Raw genomic sequence first — 20,430 nt, forward strand, 5'->3', positions numbered from 1 at the left:
AATAGATTACCACTTTGAGCAATCTATCAACAGGATAAAGTATAGAGCCAAAAGTTTAGCCGCAATAATTGCGGCTAAACTTTTTTTTTGCTTGCAGTTTCTTCACTGGTTGCTTGATCAGGGAAACTAATCGTGAAGGTTGTCCCTTGATTTTGCTTACTAGCAACCTTGATCTCGCCACCATGTAATTGAACCAATTGATGGACGATTGCCAAACCTAAACCAGATTCACCATATTTAGTGTTTTTACGTGATGGATCTGCCTTGTAGTAGCGTTCCCAAATGTTTTTCAGCTGGTCCGCAGACATGCCAATTCCAGTATCCTGAACCGAAAAAATTGTTTCGTGATAACCATGTTTAGCAGTGATCGTAATTGTCCCATTCTGCGTAAATTGGATTGCGTTTTGAATCACGTTAAACATCACTTGAACGAAACGGTCATAATCAGCGTAAACTTGGATACTTGGTCCCGGCGTTAGAATTAAATCATTGTTGGCGTTGTTTGCCTTTTTGGTTAGTTGCATCACAATATTTTGTAACGCCTCAGTCCCATTAAAATTACGCTTGGATAAGCTGATCTGATTTGTGCGAATCTTCTCATAATCTAAGTTTTCGTTGACAATGCGAATTAAACGTTTAGTTTCGTTTTGCATTAATTCAATACTTTTACCACGCATATCCTCAGGAATGGCATCGTATTGTAATCCCTCAAGTAACCCGTTGATTGTGGTCAGCGGTGTGCGCATTTCATGAGCAGCATCAGCCATGAATTGCCGGCGCCGTTCTTCTTGACGTTTAATTTCGTCGCCGGACTCGCGTAAAGCAGTCGTCATTTGGTTAAAATCAACAGCCAAATCATCTAACTCGTCACGATGCTTCGAGTCGATTTGTACGTCAAAATCACCTTTTGCCACCTTATGTGCCGCGCCACGTAATCGATTGATCCGTAAAATTTGATATTTAGCTAATAAGAAGCTGAGAATCACCGCAGCCACACTAGAAATTAGCAACGCAATAAATAAATTATGCTCGATCTTAGTAATATTGGCGTGAACATTGGACACTAATGAGCCAACTGAAATGACAGCTTTTAAATCACCATTATAGAAATACGGCACTAAAACATCCGTCATTTCTTGCTGATTTTTTAACACGTTACTACCGTGATCAGATTTACGATAAATACGCTTGCCTTGTTTCAACTTATGCCAATCAGTTTTATTTAGTTTACGTGCCAATGCTGGACCATTACCGTTATCAATTGGATAGATCATCTGGTTTTTTTCATTAAAAATAGCAAAATGAACTTTTTGATGTGACAAAACGGCCTCACTATTGCTCAGCATACTAACTTGAAAGCCGGTAAACGAATTGGTCGTCTTATTGACTGTCATCGCCTGCTGCATCAAACTATCAGCATAACCTTCTAGCTGGTCCCATGTATTTTCATAAACCATTTTATCAGTGAATTGGATAAAAAATAGACCCACTACAAGTAAAGTAGTCATGATCACCGCAAAAAAAGCCAACATCTGCTGATAAATCAATCTCATTGATCAGTCACATCGGAATCATCGAATTTATAGCCGACACCCCAAACTGTTTGAATAATTTGTGGTCCCACCTTTTCGATTTTTTGACGAAGCTTTTTAATGTGCGCATCAACAGTCCGTTCATCACCATAATACTGGTAATCCCAAACCAACTCCAATAATTGTTCACGGGAGAAGACTTGCTTAGGCTTTTTAGCTAATGTGTGCAACAAGTCAAATTCCTTCGGTGTCAGGCCTTCAATTGGTTTACCAGCCAAATAAGCTTCTCGAGTTTTGGTGTTCAATTTAAAGTGATCAGTGACCACATCAAAAGCCGTTTCTGCATCCTCTTCGTTAGCGGTGGTATTTTCTTCACCTAGTTCCGCCCGCCGATGTAAGGCTTTGATCCGCGCAATCAAGGTCATTGGACTGAATGGCTTGGTGACGTAATCATCAGCACCAATTTCAAGACCTAAAACTTGATCACTTTCCGAATCACGCGCCGTCAACATAATCAGCGGTACCGTTTGTGAAATCTTGCGAATTTCTTGGGCAACTTGCATCCCGTCCATTCCCGGTAAATTTAAATCCAACGTAATAATATCCCAGCTATCGGGGTCAACTTTAAACATCGTCATTGCTTCGTTACCATCATAGGCGAAGCTAACCTGCCATTCTTCCTTGGTAAAAAACATGTTCATCATTTCCGAGACTGATTTATTGTCTTCAATCATCAATAACCGCATAAGTGACATTCCTCCGTTTTTATATTCAGCGTGTCCAAAAAACACTCACGTTGCAAGCTTTAAGCCAAATCAGCAAATAAACTACTCCCTAATTTGACACAAAACAACCTAGCCTTTAAGGCTTATTTCAGCTACCGTTCACTCAGGATAGGGTACTTTCCTGTTCATAATGCCTCTATTATACAATATCAGATAGTCGTTGTGGACCTTTGCTAAAAAAGTTGTCATAACTTCACTAACTATTCACATTTTCTAGTTATAGCCTCGCTGTCTTTTCTGAAAACTTTTTGTTACACTGAGAGCAGTGTTTTTAATTTAAATTGATCAGGAGCTGACAAAAATGACTTATCGTGCCTTAGTTTTCTTTGACCTCGACGGAACCTTAATGAACCCCCAAGCGCAACTAGATGATGATGTCCGGGCAGCGGTTCATAGCTTACGCGACCATAATATTTTACCAATTATTTCCACAGGGCGCTGTCCTGCTGAAATTCCCGATGTTTTTGCACAAGCCGGTATTGATACCTATGTTGCCCTTAATGGCGGTTTAGTCGTTTATAATGGCCAGCCAATCTATGAAGGGTCAATTGCGCCGGCTACTATCAATAAAATGTTGACGATCACTGAATCCCATGGTGATGCACTTGCTTACTATAACGGCACTGATTACGCGATTTCGCGATTAAATGATTTAGTCAAAGCACAGTACGATTTCGTCAGCACACCCTACCCAAAAGTCGATCCTGATTTCTATCAAACTAATCCAGTTCAAATGTTACTGGTAATCACCGTTGATAATGATAAACGTTATATCTACCCATACGGCAATGAGTTAACCTTTTACCGTAACACCCCCTATTCACTAGATACTGTATTAAAGGGTGAATCTAAACAGTTCGGCATCAATACGCTGATCAAAAAAATGGGCTTAACTGGCGTACCAACCTATGCATTTGGTGACGGTGTTAACGACATTCCCATGCTAGAAACCGTTGATCACCCAATTGCTATGGGCAACGGTATCACTGCAGTTAAAGACCGTGCTGAATATATTACCGCTAAGAATACTGAAGGTGGTATCATTCAAGGCTTAAACCATTTTAACTTGCTAGATTAAATAAAAGAGCGCCCTGACACATTAGATGTCAGGACGCTCTTTCATTTACTCTGAAACTTGATCATAAATGCCAGTAATTGTGCACTAGTCAGCTTGCCAGCAACTGCTAGTTCATTATTAATACGGACCGCCCCACTTGTTTGCAATGCCGTCAGTACTTCACCGATCGTTTGGTGGCTGTCAAAAGCTGGTAACGTCTGATCAGCGGCAGTTACCGGTTCTAGATAACCAAGAACCTTTAACCGATTCAAATAAACACCATAGATATCGTTAGTTTGCGCTGAGGCAAACATTTTACTAACAAAATCATTTGCTGGCTGTTGCGCAATTTCGTCTGGTGTCCCAACCTGGACTAAGTGACCATTTTGCATGACACCAATGCGGTCGCCTAATTGTAAGGCTTCATTCATATCGTGCGTGACAAAAACGATGGTACTTTTTAATCGTTGATGAATCTTCAACGTTAACTTTTGTAATTGTTCCCGCGAAATTGGATCCAGCGCGCTAAATGGCTCGTCCATTAGCACCACTTGGGGCTGCGCCGCAAAGGCACGAATGATCCCAACCCGTTGCTGTTCACCGCCGGATAAATCGCTTGGCATCCGCGTTGCATAGGTTGCTGGATCTAAACCAACTTCAGTCAACAAGTCAGTTACACGTTGTTTGATTTTTGCTGGTGCCATGTGTTTCATTTCAGGAATCAACCTGATATTTTCCGCAACAGTCATATTAGGAAACAGTGCAATCTGCTGCAGAACGTAACCCATTTGTAGCCGTAAATCACGTAATGGCACTGCATCTAGTGGTTTCCCTTGATATTCGATGGTGCCATCAGTAACGTCTTCCAACCGATTGATCATTTTTAATGTGGTTGTTTTACCACTACCGGAAGCGCCGACGAGGACGAATAATTCACTAGCTTCAATCGTTAGGTCTAATTTTTCAACAGCATAATTATCAGCAAACTTTTTACTAACCTGCTTAAACTGAATACTAGGCGTTGTCATCAGCGCTCACCTCCTAATAAATGATGCGTCACTAAATAATGATGCGCAACTTTAGCTGCTGATTTACGTTGTACGTTAACCTCATAGTTCATTTCCTGCATATCAGTAGCCGAAATTTTACCACGTAGTTTATTCAAGCTGCGAACGATTTCGGGATGCGCTTTGGCTGTGGCTGTACGCATTAAGGGCGCACCCTGATAGGTTGGGAAAAGGTGCTGGTCGTCTTTTAACACGACTAGATCATATTGGCGAATCTGTGAATCAGTAGAATAGCCATCGGTAACGTTGACCTTATCTTGGTTTAGCGCCTCGTAACGTAAATCAGCTGACATCGATTGCGTTTTAAAGCTCAGCCCGTATTTCTTTTGAATCCCTTTATAACCGTCATTCCGGTCCAAAAATTCTAAATCAAAACCAGCATTGATTTGTGATTTCACCTTGGCTAAATCGCTAATACTGTGAACATCATATTTATTGGCAAAGGAGCGCTTAACGACTAATGCATAAGTATTATTATATTTAAGTGGTGCCAAATAAGTTAATTTATCTTGCTTCTGTAATGCCGTTTTAGCTTGTTGATAGATTCCAGTGGCGCTAGTCGCTTGTTTGGCTGGCGCTTTAACTAAGCCTTCCAAGACTGTACCGCTAAACTCAGGATAAATTGTGATTTGATTATTTTTTAACGCACTAAATAAAAATGAGGTCTGACCAAAATTCGGCTTCAAGGTCACCTTAACGTTATCGTTATCAGTTTCAATTAAATCACGGTACATATTGATCAAGATTTCTGGCTCTGAGCCTAACTTACCGGCAATCGTGATCGATACTGGCTGCGGCTGGACTAACTTGTAAATACCAAAACCACCGAAACCAACAACCGCCACAGCCACGGTAATTAGAAATGGTTTTAACTTAATTCGCTTAACGCCTAGCAATGCAAAACTCAAAATAATTGCGAGTAGCGCTGATGCCAACGCCCCAATCAAAGTCATCGTGTTATTATTGCGATTGATACCCAGCAAAATAAAGGTTCCTAATCCGCCGGCGCCAATCAATGCTGCTAAAGTTGCCGTCCCAATGATCATCACCAGTGCTGTGCGGATCCCTGATAGAATCATTGGAAACGCCAGCGGCAACTCTACCTTACGCAGCTTTTCCCAACGCGTCATACCAAATGCAGTGGCTGCTTCTTCTAGTGAAGGATCGATTTCAGTCAACCCGGTATAGGTATTTTGAAAAATCGGTAACAGTGCGTAAACCACAAGTGAGATCACCGCCGGCACACTACCGATACCGACTAATGGAATTAGCATCCCTAATAATGCCAGCGAGGGAATTGTTTGTAGAACACCGGCAATTTGTAGAAAGACGTTGGCGGTTTTTGGTTTAGGAATTACCCAAATTGCCAATGGAATTGCAATTGCCATTGCGATTGCCAATGAAATCACCGACAATAATAAATGTTGACCTAGCGCTGTTATCAAAGCGCTACGTTGTGTGACTAATGTTTGCCAAAACTCGGTCAATGCCTTCGCCTCCGGTTATAAAAAGCTTGCAACAACTTCACTATAAAGTGAAAGTTACAAGCTTCAATTTACGCTCTAATATTTAATATACGCTAAAATTATCAAACTGCTACTTTTTTAATTTAGGCCAACTCACAAAAAAGTACGGCCAACAGCAAAATGCTATCCATAATAATAAGCTAAATCACTGGCCGGTGATGGATAAGCGAGAATCCGCTGACCCAATTGTGCCTGAGTAACCTGTGAATTCATCAATAAGGTTAAATAATTGATTACTTCCTCAGCGATGCTCGCGTAAACAACAGCACCAACTAATTGCTGCGTTGTCCGATCAAAAATTGTCGTCACCTTAGCTAGCGGCTCCTTTAACCGGTTAAAAGTATACCACTGCGTCGTATCTTGTTCAACAACTCGATACTGTTCTGGTTGTTGTTTTGCATCACCTAGTTTAACACCAACTTGCGCAAGCTGTGGACTAGCATAGACCACCTGCGGCATCGGTGGATAAGCAATAGCGGCCACCCCGATATCTAAAATGGTGCGCGCCGCGTAACGGCCCTCAAAGCTAGACACTGGAGTCAATTTCGGTTGTGTTTTAGCAATCACGTCGCCCACAGCGTAAATTCGCGGATTAGTCGTCTGTAAATGATCATTGACACTGATCCCCTTTGCCACTATTGTAACACCAGCTTGCTCCAAGTTTAAGCTTGCTAATTGTGGTCGGCGTCCGCTTGCCGCAAATACGGCATCAACATTTAATTGTAGCGTCGTATTAGTGGCTAAGCTGAAGCCGGTAGCCTGTTCAGTAACGCTGGTCAACTCGGTATCCCAATGGAACGTGATTCCCTTAGCCGTTAGCGCCGCAGATAACAACTGCGTGTAATTCTCAGGAAAACTACGTAAGATCCGCTGGTTGTGCTGTAAAATATGCACTTCAGCCCCTGCACTAGCAGCAATATTAGCCAATTCCAAAGCCACGTACCCGGCACCAATCAACGCAATTCGCTTAGGCAGTTGTGGTAATGCTAAAAAGTCGGTACTGGTCTGCAAATAGTCACGACCACTGATTTCTGGAATAACTGGTGCTTGCCCAGTAGCGATGATGAAATTAGTCGCTTGGTAGGTGACTCCTGCTACTACCACTTGGTCCGTAGCCACAAAGTGTGGTTCACCATGAATTGTGGCAATGTTCGCGGCTTGCAAGCCAGATAACGTGCCCGCCGGAACTTTGTCAGTATAACCACGTTTAAACGCCATCAACGCGGGCCAGTCAATCGTGGGAACACCTTTCAAACCAAATTGTTGTAAGTGGCCAGCATGATCTTGTGCTTCAACGGCTGAATACAGCATTTTCTTCGGGTCGCAACCACGATTAGGACAAGTACCACCCCATAAATCATTTTCAATCACCAAAACATGCTGGTGCGGTGCTAAAGCATATGCGGCCGCTAAACCACCAGGTCCTGCCCCAATAATGATCGTATCAAATTCTGTTGTCATCATTTACCTCCTATCAGCTAAGACGTTATATCAGCAGTAGCAAAATGGTCCAAAAGACATAAAATATCTCTTGGACCACGCCGTCTTTCATTCAGTTTAGCATAGGTCAACATCAGCACACTCAAAATATGCTTAGCCGACTCAATTAAGACATCAACAGTGGCAGTTCTGGCTTACTTAAGTAGTCACCTTCCAGATAATCAATGTAATCTTGCTCGTGCAACCACGTCAACATGCTATCATCAATCACACCATCTAGAATAAATTCAACATTCCAATTCTTGGCGATGTCACCCCAGAACTTAATATTTTTACGTAATAACTCAGGTGCTAGTGTCTGGCCTGCTTCTTGAATCGATAACTTAATCCCATCAATATACTGCAAGCTGGCATTGATTGCTTCAAAATGCCGATTACTCCCGATTTGAGTCAAAACAATTTTGATCCCATTCTTACGGTAAAACTCCGCCATAGGAATTAAAAGATCAATCACTGGTACCCGATCCAATTCAATATACATGACCTCAGGACCGTTGGGACTATTGAAAAACGCCACCAATTTATCAGCTGCAGCTTGGTCGAGAAAATTAGCCACCGATAACGCCATCACGATTGACTGACAACGACTATTAACTAACGCATCACGCATTAATTCAATTCGTGTGTCAATATTTAAATGATCTTGGTGGGGAACCATCCAAACTTGTTGTTTACGGTCATAACGGCGCAAGGTCAATTCATTAGCGCGGCGCCGTGCGTCAGTACCTACCACCGTGTCATAAATGCCACGAACAAAATAAGCATAGCTTTCCTGCTTGGAATCGTCTTCTAACTGTTGTGGTACGCCATCGACCGTAATCGTATCACGCCCATTTTTCTTGCTCGTATACAACGACTGATCCGCCCGCTTATAAATATCATCTGGGGCTTGATCATTAGCTTGTAATTCGGTCATGCCAAAGGAAACGGTGATTTTGATAGTATCTTTTTCATAAGTGAATTAAGATGTACGGACAGCCCGCCAACAATGACTTAAAACTGATTGTGCTTCTGCCGCTGAACTATCGGGGAAAACTAATGTGAACTCTTCCCCGCCAGTCCGATACAACTGATACTGTTTACTATATTGCAATAAAACTTCCCGTAAAATACCGGCCACACGTGTCAATACTTCATTACCGGCTAAATGGCCGTACTGATCATTGATCAACTTAAAATGATCAATATCCATCATTGCAATTGCTAATGGCTGCTGGTTCAGTCGTGCTGTCCCAAACGAGGTAAAAACATCCTTTTGATAAGCAGTGAAATTCTTAGTGTTGGTCAAGCGATCATAGTTAGCCAAATGAGCAACTTGTTCATTGTGTGCCCACAAATTTTGCTGACGCCCTGTAGATAACTTCATTAAGAAGAACATTAAAACAGCCTCAACCGAAACTAGCGGTGTCATATTCATACTAGCTGAATGCGTTGGTAACGTGAACCAAAAATCAAGTGCAATTAGCGATGAAACCGTTAATCGCAATGGAAATTGTGGTTCAATGACATGCCGATATCGCCAAATAACGACTAGGATCACCATTAAGATCGCCATAGAAATAGCGAAACGATCGACCATAAAAAAGCCGACATGATGCATGGTCCAAACAACTATTATCGCCACACAACGAATTAAATATTCACCTATATTAATTTCCTCATCAAGTAAGGAGAACACTAATATAAATAGCCCAATATTATGGTACATCATGGCGTTACTGCCGCCAAAATAACCGGCAAAATGTAAAATTGAACCTAAACCAATACTCAGTACGATCAAAGAAATACGTAAGAGTATGCGTTCCTTCCGCGAACGAGTGGAATCGCCAAAAGCCCGGTTCCAAACTTCGGTATAAAAACTAACAAAGCCAGCAATAAAAAAGATGGCCACAGTCAATTGGGCTGCCCACGACATGATAGCTACCAATAGATTTTGTTTATCCACATGCATATCCCCCAGTACCTTACTGTCCTGATTGCCGTTTACTTTCACGACACCACAAAATTCAGTAATTTATCATCAACACTCATAACCGTTTATCTAAATCACAGTTAACCATTATTATTAAGAAAAACGGCAAAATTTCTAAACTTAAGTTTTTCGCTTAACTGCCACCACGTCTAAACCACGGCTCAATAATAGCAGTTTTTTGTTAAGAATCACTTAACTATTTAGTCACAGTGAATTAAAGCTAATTCGCATAATCAGCCACAAAAAAACTAAGCTTTTAGTGTCGTTTAGCTTAGTCTAAATCAACTAATCCCGGTAACCACAAAAAGGGAACGTAATGCCCAGCAAATACATACTAACCCAGTCTCAGCTGATTAAATAATCTAACTAGCCCTGACTTATTAGCGCTTTCAAGAAAAAAGCATCATTATATATTGCGACTTAATCAAACAGTATTAACCAATTATTATACGTAAATTTACAACCAAGTCACGACAAATTTTATGTTTATAGACTTATTATATCACTCTTCGTGAAATCAATATATTGTATTTTAATTTAACTTAAGCGTATTTAGATAATATTCAGCTAATGGTTACAAAAAGACACCGCAATTCAGTTGACCAACGTGCAGCCAAGAATCGCGGTGCTAAGACTAACCTAATAGTTCAAGCAAATCGTTTAATGCTTCACTCATAGTTGGGTGAGCAAATATCTGATCGCGTAACACCTGATATGGCACATGTTGATGCATGGCCAATGACAGTATATTGATCACCTCATGTGCCTCCACACAAAATAGTGTTGCACCGAGAAATTGATCATCGTCCCCAACTAAGGCCTTTAAGTAGCCTGCTGAATTACCCAAAATATGTGCTTTGGGCATGGCAGCAGCTGGCAACTTGGCCACACGGTAATTAATACCTTGTGCCGTTGCTTGTTCTTCATTTAACCCAATAGTCGACAAGGGTGGGTTTAAGAATACAGTATGTGGCACGGTTGCTTGTTCCTGCAGGCTACGCTTACCCTGGCCCATCAGTTGATCGTAAACAATCCGATAATCATCTAAGGAAATAAAGGTAAATTGAGCGCCACCACGGACATCACCCATCGCCCATACGTTAGTTGCATCAGTCCGCAAATGATCATCGACCACAATACCATAATCATTAGTCTGGATCGTTGTCTTTTCTAAACCAAGGTTAGCGATATTGGCCGCCCGCCCTGTAGCAACCAATATTGTATCAGCGGTAAACATTTGCGGTGTCCCAGCCACAGTAGCACTGATCTGGGCCTGTGTACCAGCATCGGTCACCTGCAGCACCTGCGCATCTTGTATCACTTTTATGCCAGCTTGATCAAACTGGTCATGAACTGCCTGAGCAACTTCACGCTCATCCCGCGCCATAAATTGTGTTTTACGATCCAAAATCGTAACCTGAGCGCCAAATTGCTGATACGTTGTGGCAAATTCTAAACCGATATAGCCACCACCGATAATAACCAATTGTTTTGGTAAACGTGCTTGGTCCAGCATTTCTGTGCTGGTTACCGTGAATTTACTATCAGCTAGGCCTGGAATTGCTGGCATAATTGCTTTTGCACCAGTATTAATGAAAATACGCTCACCATGAACTTGTTCGCTACTGCCATTAGCATAGCTGACCGTTACTGTATGATCGTCGTCAAAGTGTGCCCAACCAGTTAAAACAGTAACTGCTGGTAGATCAGCGATTTTATGTAAATTTTTCATCCGCAAGCTACCGATCAAACCACGTTTGCTAAGCACTGCTTGTTTATAATTACGTGCTTGCGTGCCGACTACTGGTGCAGTTGATAACGTATATAAAAATTTGGATGGAATACAAGCAATGTTAATACACGTGCCACCATACATCTGATCTGAACCTTCGATCATCACAACTGATTCACCAGCTTTAGCTAACTTAAATGCCAATGTCTTGGCCGCCTTACCAAAGCCAATAAATACATTTTTTGCTTCACGCATGCCGTTACCTGCTTTCTTAAAACATTATTAGTTACTAGCTTAATTTATTATGTCGTTCGCCATTAAAGTTAACACAGTTGCTATTTTTGGTAAAACAATTAGTTTGTGCACAATTGATACAGTTACTTCATCAAATAGCACACAAAAAAGACCAGCAAACTCACTAATAATAAAAGTAAGTTTGCTGGTCTTTTAAAATGGAAAACGTACCATCTCGGTGTGGGCACGGCGAGATAGTACGTTAGTGAAGTTTTAATCACTGATTTTTATCAAAACTTAAAGGTTATTCTGATAAAAGTTAATGAAAAAATACCTTGAAAATACTATAACACCTTATTTACCGTTTTACAACCACTTGGGGTTACATTTTCTTAACAAAATCCTCATTTTTTGACTGGATCTGTACCAATTAAAACGGTCACATCAACAGTAATCTGTGGAAATGGTTGTGCCAGTAGCTGTTCCAGCTGTTCTGGCGTAGCTTGCCAATGAAGCGGTGTCATCAAAACCAGATCAGCAAAATTTTCTTGAGGAATATCAAATTGATAGCGTACTCGTTGCGCCTCAACCTGATGATAGTTCTCATTAAAATGCGCCAGCACTTTTTCATTGGAATAAGCACCACGCCGTTCACCAGCAAACAGCGCTTGGCGTAATTCCGCTAAATAGTCAGTATTAGGAATCACTTTAAGTACACGCGCATCAGGTTTCATGATTCGCGCAAACTCACGATAATTCGATGGTGAAAAGATATTCAAGATAACATCAAAAGTCGCAGCATTAAATGGTAGATGGGCCAAATCGGCGACACAGAAGAACGCATTAGTCGTTTGTTGGGTCGCCAAATTAACGCCCGCCTTGGAAATATCAAAACCAATCGCCGTTTGCATTTGTGTTTCCAACTTACGCAGGGGGGCCCCCTCACCACAACCGACATCTAGTCCCACTGTATTAGCTGGGAGTTGCTGCCGAACAACATTTAAAAAACCATCAAATAAACCAGCTTGTAAAATCCGCCGCCGACTGGCTAACATTGCCATATCGTACTCACTTTGGACTTGATGCTGTAAAAAGTACAATGTTCCTTTTTTACTTAAATCCAGCTGATGACCATTTGGACAAAACAAACTATTGTCCTGAGTTACATTATAGGCCTCGTGGCACACTGGGCACTGAAATAAATTCAAATGCTGGCGCAAGAATTGTTGGCCCCGTTCAATTTTTTTCATGAAGTTACATTCCTTCTCTACTCATATTTAAGCTGATTTATTCGCCTAATCCACTAATAAATCTTGATTTTCCAGTCGCTGTCCATGCTACTATGGCGAAATACGCCTAGTAGAAACAGGGTGTTACTACTGTTTATAGTTTACCTTGTTTTGCTTAAAAATAAAATAACGAACATTTTTAACGTAGCATGCTCGATTTATCCGTGTTTACTCTTGACGACAGCAAATAATTCAGTTATCCTATCTAAGGAACGAAAAATAAGACATTTATGCTAATGATTGTTCGTATTTAGAGCTAAATGCTTATATTTTAAGAAGGAGTTGTTTTACATGCAAGTTTTTGATTATGAAGATATCCAATTAGTCCCGAATAAATGTATTGTTGATAGCCGTTCAGAATGTGATACTAGCGTTAAATTTGGCCCACGGACGTTTAAAATCCCTGTCGTTCCTGCTAATATGCAAACAATTATCGATGCGCCATTAGCCAAAGATTTAGCCAGCAACGGCTATTTTTATGTGATGCATCGTTTTGAACCAGAAACGCGCGCTGATTTTATTCGCCAGATGCACGCTGCTGGTTTGTTTGCTTCTATTAGCGTTGGTGTAAAACCCGAAGAATATGATTTCATTCAGAAATTAGCTGATGAGCAATTGAATCCTGAATATATCACCATTGATATTGCTCACGGTCACAGCCAACGCGTAATCGATATGATCCAACATATTAAGCGCTTATTACCAGATAGTTTTTTAATTGCCGGTAATGTTGGTACTCCGGAAGGCGTTCGTGAACTTGAAAATGCCGGCGCTGACGCTACCAAGGTCGGCATCGGTCCCGGCAAAGTCTGCATCACTAAGATCAAAACTGGCTTCGGTACTGGCGGTTGGCAATTAGCCGCACTACGCTTATGTAGCAAAGCCGCTAGTAAGCCATTGATTGCTGATGGCGGTGTACGAACAGATGGTGACATCGCCAAATCAATTCGCTTTGGTGCCAGCATGGTGATGATCGGTTCCCTTTTTGCCGGCCACAAACAATCACCAGGTAAAACGATTGAGCGCGATGGTGAGTTGTATAAAGAATATTTCGGCTCAGCTTCCGAATACCAAAAAGGTGCCCATCATAACGTTGAAGGTAAAAAAATGTTAGTTACTTACAAAGGCGATATTGACGACACGTTAACAGAAATGCAAGAAGACTTACAGTCCGCAATTTCCTATGCTGGCGGTAAGGACTTAAAAGCACTGACCAAAGTCGATTACGTGATCGTTAAGAATTCGATTTTTAACGGCGATGACCATTATAGTGTGTAACACTTAATTTTGCTGCTAACCCAGTCCAACGTATAAGTTCCTATTCGATTCCGACATGAGATCAGCGACATTTGCCGCTAGGTTTCGTGTTTTTTTAATAAATTACTTTGCAAATCCATGATAGCGTTTTACAATAAGTATATGCTAGATACATTCTTTTGAGGAAATCAGGCGCTCACATGCAGACGATTCAAGTAAATAAGCCTTACCAATTACCCCCACTGGCTGATCAAGCAGCCCAAGCAATGCAAGAAATCATGAACGGGCTAGCCAAGCCAGTCGCTAGTCTTGGCCGGTTGGAAGAGTTGGCCGTACGTTTGGCGCGCATTGAAGCGACCACCAAACTACGCCTACAACACAAAACGCTACTAGTGTTTGCCGCCGATCATGGTGTCACAGTGGAACACGTTTCCGCAACACCTAAAAAAGTGACCATCGTACAAGCTGGTAATATGTTGGCTGGCCATACTGCCGTAGCTGCATTAGCACAAGCTGCCCACTGCCACGTTCAAGTCATCGACATCGGTATTGACTCAGCCCACACTTTTCCCGGTCTGATCGATGCTAAAATCGCCTATGGCACCCATAATATTGCCCTAGGTCCAGCAATGACCCGTGCTCAAGCCCTACAAGCGATCAAAATCGGCTATGCTACAGCAGTTGCAGCAATCAACGCCGGTAGCGATATTTTAGCCGTCGGTGAACTAGGTGTTGGCAACACAACAACTGCAGCAGCGGTTGCAGCAGCCTGTTTACAGTGCCCAGCTACCGAAGTAGTCGGTCGCGGTTCTAACATTGCTGACGCTAAATTTAAGCATAAAATTGCCATTGTGCAACAAAGCTTAAAGATCAACCAGCCTGATACTGATGATGCCATCGATATTTTAGCCAAAGTTGGTGGCTTTGAATTCGGTGGTAAAGTCGGCGCAATGTTGGCTGCCGCTGAACATCAAACGCCGTTAATTTTAGATGGCTTTATTTCTTATGCCGCTGCTTTATTGGCACAAAAAATAGCACCAACCATCACTGATTACTTGGTGCCATCCCATGTTTCTCATGAACAGGGTTCAAAGCGCGCCTTGCAACAACTAAGGCTGCAACCCTACTTTGACCTTAATTTGTGCGTCGGCGAAGGCACTGGTGCAGTTATGTTGATGCCATGGCTTGACGAACTTAACGCCATTTTGACACAAATGAACACACTAGCCGACATGGATATTATTTATAAGCATTAGTTTGATAAAGGTGCCAGTTTTCTGAGCGCCTTTTTTTGTCCACCTTAATCGTCGGTTTCGTACCGAATTATTGTTCCAACATGAAAAGCAGGCTTAACCGTATTAGTCAAATAAACCCCATTACCCAGCCGGTCTGATGCTGGTAACGGTGCAAATAATAAGGTAATGTGTCCGATTGTTTGTAAATTTTGATTAGCCACATCCCCAACGTAAGCAATTGTATAGGCATGCTCATCAATCGTAATGATGTCCCCTTCTGCCAAGGTCAACTGCTTCATCTGCGTTGGCATTGAGAATTTTTGAATCACCGCGATGTCTTGCAACTCAGGGGTAGCCTCTTGATCAAATAAAATAACTAACGGATCGTTCGTTTCAATCGCATGGCTGCCAATGGCAATTACCGTGCTGGTCACTGTACTCATAAAATTTTTCCTCCAATTATATCTTAAAAACTATTTTCATACTGCTAAGGTGTCACAAAGTAGCGCTTTCAATTGACGTGGTCGCTAAACTGCTACTTTACAACAACTGCGCCATCCTAGCTGTCTACACTTTACTATTTCTGATAAGCGTAATTGCCGCGTCAAAATGACTCAGATTTGTCGCTTATGCAGCCCCTTGTCACTTTTCCCAATAATTCACGCTCTAGCTATGCAGCGGGAAATAGGTTGTTGCGTCGTCCCAATTCTAATGGAAAAAAACAGCTCACAAGAAACAACGGGACTTTAATTAGTGTATCACAAAACCGCATCACTCGTTACCCTTTCCTATGCGCTATGCAATATGCTAAGATAACAAGTGAATATCGTGTGTTGGAAAAGATACCACTATTTTTCCAACCTATTTACGCTAAAACTATATAGCGTCAAGTTGCAGATGTTTTTAAAAGCATGCCGGCAATTTAAGCCTACTTTTAGTTAAACGCTGTCACTTATTTTAATGAAGGGAAGTTATCTCTTGACCTTACAATTATTATTCGGTAGCTATACACGTAATGCTGGTACTGGCATTTATCAAGCAACGCTGAACACAGAAACCAAGCAATTAACACAGCCCACCGCATACATCACAGCGGGTAATCCAACTTATTTGACGGTATCCCAGGCTAAACGCTTGTACAGTGTACTAGCAGAGCCTGATGCTGGCGGCTTGGTTGCTTATGACCTAACTGATTTCAATGCGCCTAAGTTCCTTAATAAATCGGTACAGCCAGGCTCTTCGCCTGCTTATGTAGCCGTTGACGAAACGCGCCAATTAGTGTACTCCGCCAAGTATCATAGCGGCCAATTATTGATCCACCGTATTTTACCTGATGGTAGCTTAGAATTAGCTACTACCGTCACTGATCACGGCCATGGCCCTAAGCCAGAACAAGATGGCGCTCACGTCCACTTTGCTGATCTAACGCCTGATCAGCGCTTAGTCACTTGTGACCTTGGTACCGATGAAGTCCATACTTATGATGTTGCTACTGACGGTCAAGTCAGTGAAGTTGCGCTTTACCAGACAATAGCTGGGTTTGGTCCCCGCCACATCGTTTTTCATCCAACTGCACCAGTCGCTTATTTAGCCGGTGAATTAGGTAGCGCCATTGAAGTTTTACATTATGACGCCACCACTGGCCAATTCAGCCACTTACAAACAATACCAACTATTCCTGCTGATTTTACGGCCCACAACGGCGCAGCGGCGATTCGGATCTCCAGTGATGGGCGCTTCTTATATGTGTCCAACCGTGGTCATAATTCATTAGCAGTATTTACCATTGAAGCCGATCAAACCTTAAAATTACAGCAATTGATTTCAACTGAAGGTGAATTTCCGCGTGATTTTGCTCTAGATCCTAGTGAAAGCTTCCTCGTTTGTGCCAACCAAAATACCAGTAATCTGACGCTATTTGCTCGCGACGAGCAAACTGGTCAGCTCAGCTTATTACAAAAGAATATCGCCTGCACCGAACCTGTTTGCGTTAAGTTTCTATAAAGGAGTCGCATATGCTGATCAAAGAAGTCTGTTTAGAAAATTTTACTCATCTACCCCAAGCCATTCGCCAAGGCGCTAGTCGCATTGAACTATGCGATAACTTAGCTGTTGGTGGTACTACTGTCAGTCACGGTGTCATGGCCGAAGCACTGCGTTACGCCCACGAAAAGGACGTGCCCGTGTTCACGATGATTCGTCCACGTGGTGGCAACTTTGTCTATAACGATTTAGAGTTACGCATGATGGAAGCCGATTTGTTCACCGCACAGCAATTAGGCGCAGATGGCGTTGTGTTCGGTTGTCTTACTGCTGACAATCAAATCGACGAAGAAGCTATGGAAATGTTACTAGGCGCTGCTGGCGGTATGGAAGTCACTTTCCACATGGCCTTTGACAGTATTCCTGCTGCTGATCAAGCCGCAGCAATTGACTGGCTAGTCGAGCACCAAGTTAGCCGTATTTTAACTCATGGTGGCCCACTTAGCGCGCCACTGAATATTTCAGCCGTGCAACAATCAATTGCTACCGCCAATAAACGATTAACTATCTTACCAGGCGGCGGTATTACTGCTGACAATGCAGTTACATTAGCAACCCAGCTTGGCAGCAATGAAGTACATGGTACTAAAGTTGTCGGCACTTTAGGTTAGCACAGACAATATAAAAAGCGCTAAATCACTGTTAAAATTGTGATTTAGCGCTTTTTTGCTAGTTCTGCCATTTTTCTTGAATAAATTGTTCACGGCCACCTTGCTCTTCAAGTGCATAGCGCCACGGATTCTGCTTATAAAAATCCTGATGCTCAGCTTCAGCTGGGTAAAATGGTTGTGCTGCTTCAATCGTTGTGACAATCGGTTGCTCAAAACGCCCACTCGCTGCTAATTTAGCCTTAGAAGCTACCGCAATATTTCGTTCTGCATCATCATTAACAAAAATCACCGGCCGGTAGCTATCACCGCGATCTTGGAATTGGCCCATTGCATCAGTGGGATCCGTTTGCCGCCAGTATATTTCCACTAACTCTGCATAAGAAATCACTGCTGGATCATACGTGATTTCCACTGCTTCCGTATGGCCAGTAGTATGGCTGACAACTTGCTCATAGGTTGGATCAGCTACGTTCCCACCAGTATAGCCAGAAACGACTTTTTCAATCCCTGGCTGCGTGGTAAACGGCTTGACCATACACCAAAAACAACCACCTGCAAAAATTGCTTTTTTCATTTTATTTAGCTCCTTATATGAAAGAACGTTTCGTCCAGTTGAAATTATTCTGTAGCAGACTTGAACAGTACCTGATAGGCAGCATAACCTTGAGTTGCTAGCTCTGTCAGCGGTACGAACTTCAATGCTGCTGAATTGATGCAGTAGCGTAATCCGCCTTTATCAGTAGGACCGTCAGTGAATACGTGGCCTAAATGAGAATTAGCCTTTTGACTGCGAACTTCAGTACGCATCATCCCCACTGACGAATCCAAATGCTGTTTGATCAGCTTTTTATCGATTGGCTTAGTAAAAGACGGCCAGCCACAACCGGCGTCATATTTATCAGTTGAACTGAATAACGGTTCACCACTGACCACATCAACAAAAATACCTGGTTGATCAAAATCGTCATATTGACCGCTAAATGGCCGCTCCGTTGCGGCATTCTGCGTTACTTCATAAGCTGTGTCACCAATTTGCGCGCGTAAATTATTGTCTTCTTTTACCATGCTAAAACCGCCTTTATTCGTTTCAGTTGTGTACAATATATATAATCCATTCTAACCAAAATAAGTGCCACGTCAAGTTTTCTGCATAGAAAAAAGACCGCTTATTAGCGATCTCATTTAGGCTGATAACGGTTATTTTTTTCTTGACCATTTATCGAGCATATAAACTAATTTACAAACGATGCAATAAAATATTGTGCAATGCTAAAATAAATCAGCACACTGGTTAAATCACTTAGCGTGGAGATAAATGGGCCGCTGGCAACAGCTGGATCAAAGCCAAGTCGCGCCATGAAACCAGGAATAAAACTACCAGCTAAGTTGGCCACAATAATCGCGCAACACATTGCCAGACCGATAACAAAGCCTAAAATAAAGCTGTGTTTCCAGAAACCAACTACCAGCGTGATCGTCACTCCGGTAACTACACCAGTAACAACGCCAGTAACCAGTTCAGCCAACAGCGATTGAACGAAGCTGCGTTCTTGATCCGGAAACGCTAACCGGCGCACGGCTACGGCTAGGCTTTGGGTGCCAGCATTACCAGCAGTCCCCGTGATCAGCGAAATAAACACAGCCAATACACTGGCCTCACTGACCAAACTTTCATAGTGGTTGATCAAGCTAGCCGTTGACATGCCAAGAAATAATAGGGTCACCAACCAAGGCAAGCGTTTGGCGGCAGCTTTTAACGGATTTTCACTAGTGTCCTCAACATCGACCCCTGCTAAACCAGAATAATCAGATGCCGCTTCATCATCAATGATATCAATAATGTCATCGACAGTGATAATGCCTAATAAATGATTTTCGTCATCGGTCACCGGAATCGCGAAGAAATTATAATCACGAATCGTCTGGGCGACACTTTCATGGTCGTCGGTGACTTGCACCGAAATCACCCGCTCATTCATAATATCCTGAACCAACGTTTCTTGATCATTCACGATCAAATCACGTAACGAAATAATGCCCGCCAAATGTTTTGCGTTATCCAACACGTAAACATAGTAAATTAATTCGGCGTCATCAGCCTTCTCGCGCAAAGCATACATTGCCGAAGCCAGCGTTTGGTTAGCCGCAATAGCGATAAATTCGGTGGTCATGATGGCACCGGCAGTTTCATCGTCATAATGCAACAAACTGCGCATATCCATGGCCACTTGATGCGGCATCTGTGCCAATAATCGATTGATTGTCGGCTTATCCAGATGCTCCAAAATATCCACGGCATTATCGACGTACATTTCGGTCAGCATTTGTGCGGCAAATTCTGGTCGCATTTCCGCCAAAAAATTAGGAATCTGCTGGTCGTCGTCATCGATATCATCGAAAAAATTACCGACAGCACTGGCCGATAACACATCATATAGGGCTAAGCGTTCTGATCGATTTAAGTTCAGGAAAAATTGCGCTTGCTCCCAACTGTGCAACTCTAAAAAAGCACTGCGAAAAGCAGCGGGATCTCCAGCGGCCAATAACCGTTTTAAATGTCGTAATTGAGTCACCCCAACGCGATTTTCAA

18 protein-coding genes are annotated in these 20,430 nt (G+C 42.3%); 5 read left to right on the forward strand and 13 right to left on the reverse strand.

Annotated elements, in window-relative coordinates; all coding sequences use genetic code 11:
- Positions 1 to 74 precede the first annotated feature (74 nt).
- Both EKM80_RS04165 and EKM80_RS04170 read right to left on the reverse strand, forming a co-directional pair.
- Positions 75 to 1,553 carry a sensor histidine kinase gene (locus EKM80_RS04165; RefSeq protein WP_125551868.1) on the reverse strand — a complete coding sequence of 493 codons (1,479 nt, stop codon included), beginning with the start codon at positions 1,551 to 1,553 and terminating at the stop codon, positions 75 to 77.
- A complete protein-coding gene (locus EKM80_RS04170) occupies positions 1,550 to 2,278 on the reverse strand; it encodes a response regulator transcription factor (protein WP_125551869.1) in 729 nt (242 codons plus the stop codon). The genes EKM80_RS04165 and EKM80_RS04170 overlap by 4 nt, the downstream gene beginning before the upstream one ends.
- A 340-nt stretch (positions 2,279 to 2,618) precedes the next feature.
- On the opposite strand from EKM80_RS04170, the gene EKM80_RS04175 reads away from it, so the two are divergent.
- Complete coding sequence (locus tag EKM80_RS04175; protein WP_125551870.1) at positions 2,619 to 3,395, forward strand: Cof-type HAD-IIB family hydrolase; 777 nt, start codon at positions 2,619 to 2,621, stop codon at positions 3,393 to 3,395.
- Positions 3,396 to 3,436: 41 nt separating this feature from the next.
- Here EKM80_RS04175 and EKM80_RS04180 read toward each other — a convergent pair whose 3' ends face one another.
- From EKM80_RS04180 to EKM80_RS04210, 7 genes are all read right to left on the reverse strand, one after another.
- Complete coding sequence (locus EKM80_RS04180; RefSeq protein WP_225418812.1) at positions 3,437 to 4,402, reverse strand: ABC transporter ATP-binding protein; 966 nt, start codon at positions 4,400 to 4,402, stop codon at positions 3,437 to 3,439.
- Positions 4,402 to 5,928: an ABC transporter permease/substrate-binding protein gene (locus tag EKM80_RS04185; protein WP_125551872.1), complete on the reverse strand. Its 1,527-nt coding sequence runs from the start codon at positions 5,926 to 5,928 to the stop codon at positions 4,402 to 4,404. The genes EKM80_RS04180 and EKM80_RS04185 overlap by 1 nt, the downstream gene beginning before the upstream one ends.
- 162 nt (positions 5,929 to 6,090) lie before the next feature.
- Entirely contained in the window at positions 6,091 to 7,428 is a 1,338-nt protein-coding gene (locus tag EKM80_RS04190; protein WP_125551873.1) for a dihydrolipoyl dehydrogenase family protein, read from the reverse strand.
- A gap of 145 nt (positions 7,429 to 7,573) precedes the next feature.
- Complete coding sequence (locus EKM80_RS04195) at positions 7,574 to 8,383, reverse strand: EAL domain-containing protein (RefSeq protein ID WP_125551874.1); 810 nt, start codon at positions 8,381 to 8,383, stop codon at positions 7,574 to 7,576.
- Positions 8,384 to 8,428: 45 nt separating this feature from the next.
- On the reverse strand, positions 8,429 to 9,412 hold the full coding sequence (locus EKM80_RS04200) for a GGDEF domain-containing protein (RefSeq protein WP_164509498.1): 984 nt from the start codon (positions 9,410 to 9,412) through the stop codon (positions 8,429 to 8,431).
- Between the two features lie 661 nt (positions 9,413 to 10,073).
- Positions 10,074 to 11,426: an FAD-dependent oxidoreductase gene (locus tag EKM80_RS04205; protein ID WP_125551876.1), complete on the reverse strand. Its 1,353-nt coding sequence runs from the start codon at positions 11,424 to 11,426 to the stop codon at positions 10,074 to 10,076.
- Positions 11,427 to 11,809: 383 nt separating this feature from the next.
- Positions 11,810 to 12,655 (reverse strand): methyltransferase domain-containing protein, encoded by an 846-nt coding sequence (locus tag EKM80_RS04210; RefSeq protein ID WP_125551877.1) that lies wholly within the window; start codon positions 12,653 to 12,655, stop codon positions 11,810 to 11,812.
- Positions 12,656 to 12,985: 330 nt separating this feature from the next.
- On the opposite strand from EKM80_RS04210, the gene guaC reads away from it, so the two are divergent.
- On the forward strand, positions 12,986 to 13,972 hold the full coding sequence (gene guaC / locus EKM80_RS04215; RefSeq protein WP_125551878.1) for a GMP reductase: 987 nt from the start codon (positions 12,986 to 12,988) through the stop codon (positions 13,970 to 13,972).
- Positions 13,973 to 14,151: 179 nt separating this feature from the next.
- Positions 14,152 to 15,207: a nicotinate-nucleotide--dimethylbenzimidazole phosphoribosyltransferase gene (gene cobT / locus EKM80_RS04220; protein ID WP_125551879.1), complete on the forward strand. Its 1,056-nt coding sequence runs from the start codon at positions 14,152 to 14,154 to the stop codon at positions 15,205 to 15,207.
- Between the two features lie 44 nt (positions 15,208 to 15,251).
- On the opposite strand, the gene EKM80_RS04225 is transcribed toward cobT, so the two are convergent.
- Positions 15,252 to 15,629 (reverse strand): PTS glucitol/sorbitol transporter subunit IIA, encoded by a 378-nt coding sequence (locus EKM80_RS04225; RefSeq protein ID WP_125551880.1) that lies wholly within the window; start codon positions 15,627 to 15,629, stop codon positions 15,252 to 15,254.
- Positions 15,630 to 16,164: 535 nt separating this feature from the next.
- Here EKM80_RS04225 and EKM80_RS04230 point away from each other — a divergent pair.
- Positions 16,165 to 17,190 (forward strand): lactonase family protein, encoded by a 1,026-nt coding sequence (locus tag EKM80_RS04230; RefSeq protein WP_125551881.1) that lies wholly within the window; start codon positions 16,165 to 16,167, stop codon positions 17,188 to 17,190.
- Positions 17,191 to 17,201: 11 nt separating this feature from the next.
- Entirely contained in the window at positions 17,202 to 17,840 is a 639-nt protein-coding gene (locus tag EKM80_RS04235; RefSeq protein ID WP_125551882.1) for a copper homeostasis protein CutC, read from the forward strand.
- Between the two features lie 58 nt (positions 17,841 to 17,898).
- Here the strand turns inward: EKM80_RS04235 and msrA are convergent, their stop codons facing one another.
- The 3 genes from msrA to mgtE form a co-directional block, all read right to left on the reverse strand.
- On the reverse strand, positions 17,899 to 18,414 hold the full coding sequence (msrA, locus tag EKM80_RS04240; protein ID WP_125551883.1) for a peptide-methionine (S)-S-oxide reductase MsrA: 516 nt from the start codon (positions 18,412 to 18,414) through the stop codon (positions 17,899 to 17,901).
- Between the two features lie 44 nt (positions 18,415 to 18,458).
- Positions 18,459 to 18,905, reverse strand: coding sequence for a peptide-methionine (R)-S-oxide reductase MsrB (gene msrB, locus EKM80_RS04245; RefSeq protein ID WP_125551884.1), 447 nt, complete (start codon positions 18,903 to 18,905; stop codon positions 18,459 to 18,461).
- 167 nt (positions 18,906 to 19,072) lie between these two features.
- Positions 19,073 to 20,413 carry a magnesium transporter gene (gene mgtE / locus EKM80_RS04250; protein ID WP_225418813.1) on the reverse strand — a complete coding sequence of 447 codons (1,341 nt, stop codon included), beginning with the start codon at positions 20,411 to 20,413 and terminating at the stop codon, positions 19,073 to 19,075.
- Between the last annotated feature and the right edge of the window lie 17 nt (positions 20,414 to 20,430).

The sequence above is a fragment of the Loigolactobacillus jiayinensis genome (genome assembly GCF_003946445.1).
GTDB classification, from domain to species: Bacteria; Bacillota; Bacilli; order Lactobacillales; family Lactobacillaceae; genus Loigolactobacillus; species Loigolactobacillus jiayinensis.

What these genes read in the sequence shown, in the direction of transcription:
- EKM80_RS04190 (WP_125551873.1), bottom strand. Translation starts at nt 7,428, where the DNA reads ATGACAACAGAATTTGATACGATCATTATTGGGGCAGGACCTGGTGGT.
- EKM80_RS04235 (WP_125551882.1), top strand. Translation starts at nt 17,202, where the DNA reads ATGCTGATCAAAGAAGTCTGTTTAGAAAATTTTACTCATCTACCCCAA.
- EKM80_RS04165 (WP_125551868.1), bottom strand. Translation starts at nt 1,553, where the DNA reads ATGAGATTGATTTATCAGCAGATGTTGGCTTTTTTTGCGGTGATCATG.
- EKM80_RS04225 (WP_125551880.1), bottom strand. Translation starts at nt 15,629, where the DNA reads ATGAGTACAGTGACCAGCACGGTAATTGCCATTGGCAGCCATGCGATT.
- EKM80_RS04195 (WP_125551874.1), bottom strand. Translation starts at nt 8,383, where the DNA reads ATGACCGAATTACAAGCTAATGATCAAGCCCCAGATGATATTTATAAG.
- msrB (WP_125551884.1), bottom strand. Translation starts at nt 18,905, where the DNA reads ATGGTAAAAGAAGACAATAATTTACGCGCGCAAATTGGTGACACAGCT.
- EKM80_RS04180 (WP_225418812.1), bottom strand. Translation starts at nt 4,402, where the DNA reads ATGACAACGCCTAGTATTCAGTTTAAGCAGGTTAGTAAAAAGTTTGCT.
- EKM80_RS04205 (WP_125551876.1), bottom strand. Translation starts at nt 11,426, where the DNA reads ATGCGTGAAGCAAAAAATGTATTTATTGGCTTTGGTAAGGCGGCCAAG.
- EKM80_RS04175 (WP_125551870.1), top strand. Translation starts at nt 2,619, where the DNA reads ATGACTTATCGTGCCTTAGTTTTCTTTGACCTCGACGGAACCTTAATG.
- msrA (WP_125551883.1), bottom strand. Translation starts at nt 18,414, where the DNA reads ATGAAAAAAGCAATTTTTGCAGGTGGTTGTTTTTGGTGTATGGTCAAG.
- cobT (WP_125551879.1), top strand. Translation starts at nt 14,152, where the DNA reads ATGCAGACGATTCAAGTAAATAAGCCTTACCAATTACCCCCACTGGCT.
- EKM80_RS04210 (WP_125551877.1), bottom strand. Translation starts at nt 12,655, where the DNA reads ATGAAAAAAATTGAACGGGGCCAACAATTCTTGCGCCAGCATTTGAAT.
- guaC (WP_125551878.1), top strand. Translation starts at nt 12,986, where the DNA reads ATGCAAGTTTTTGATTATGAAGATATCCAATTAGTCCCGAATAAATGT.
- EKM80_RS04170 (WP_125551869.1), bottom strand. Translation starts at nt 2,278, where the DNA reads ATGCGGTTATTGATGATTGAAGACAATAAATCAGTCTCGGAAATGATG.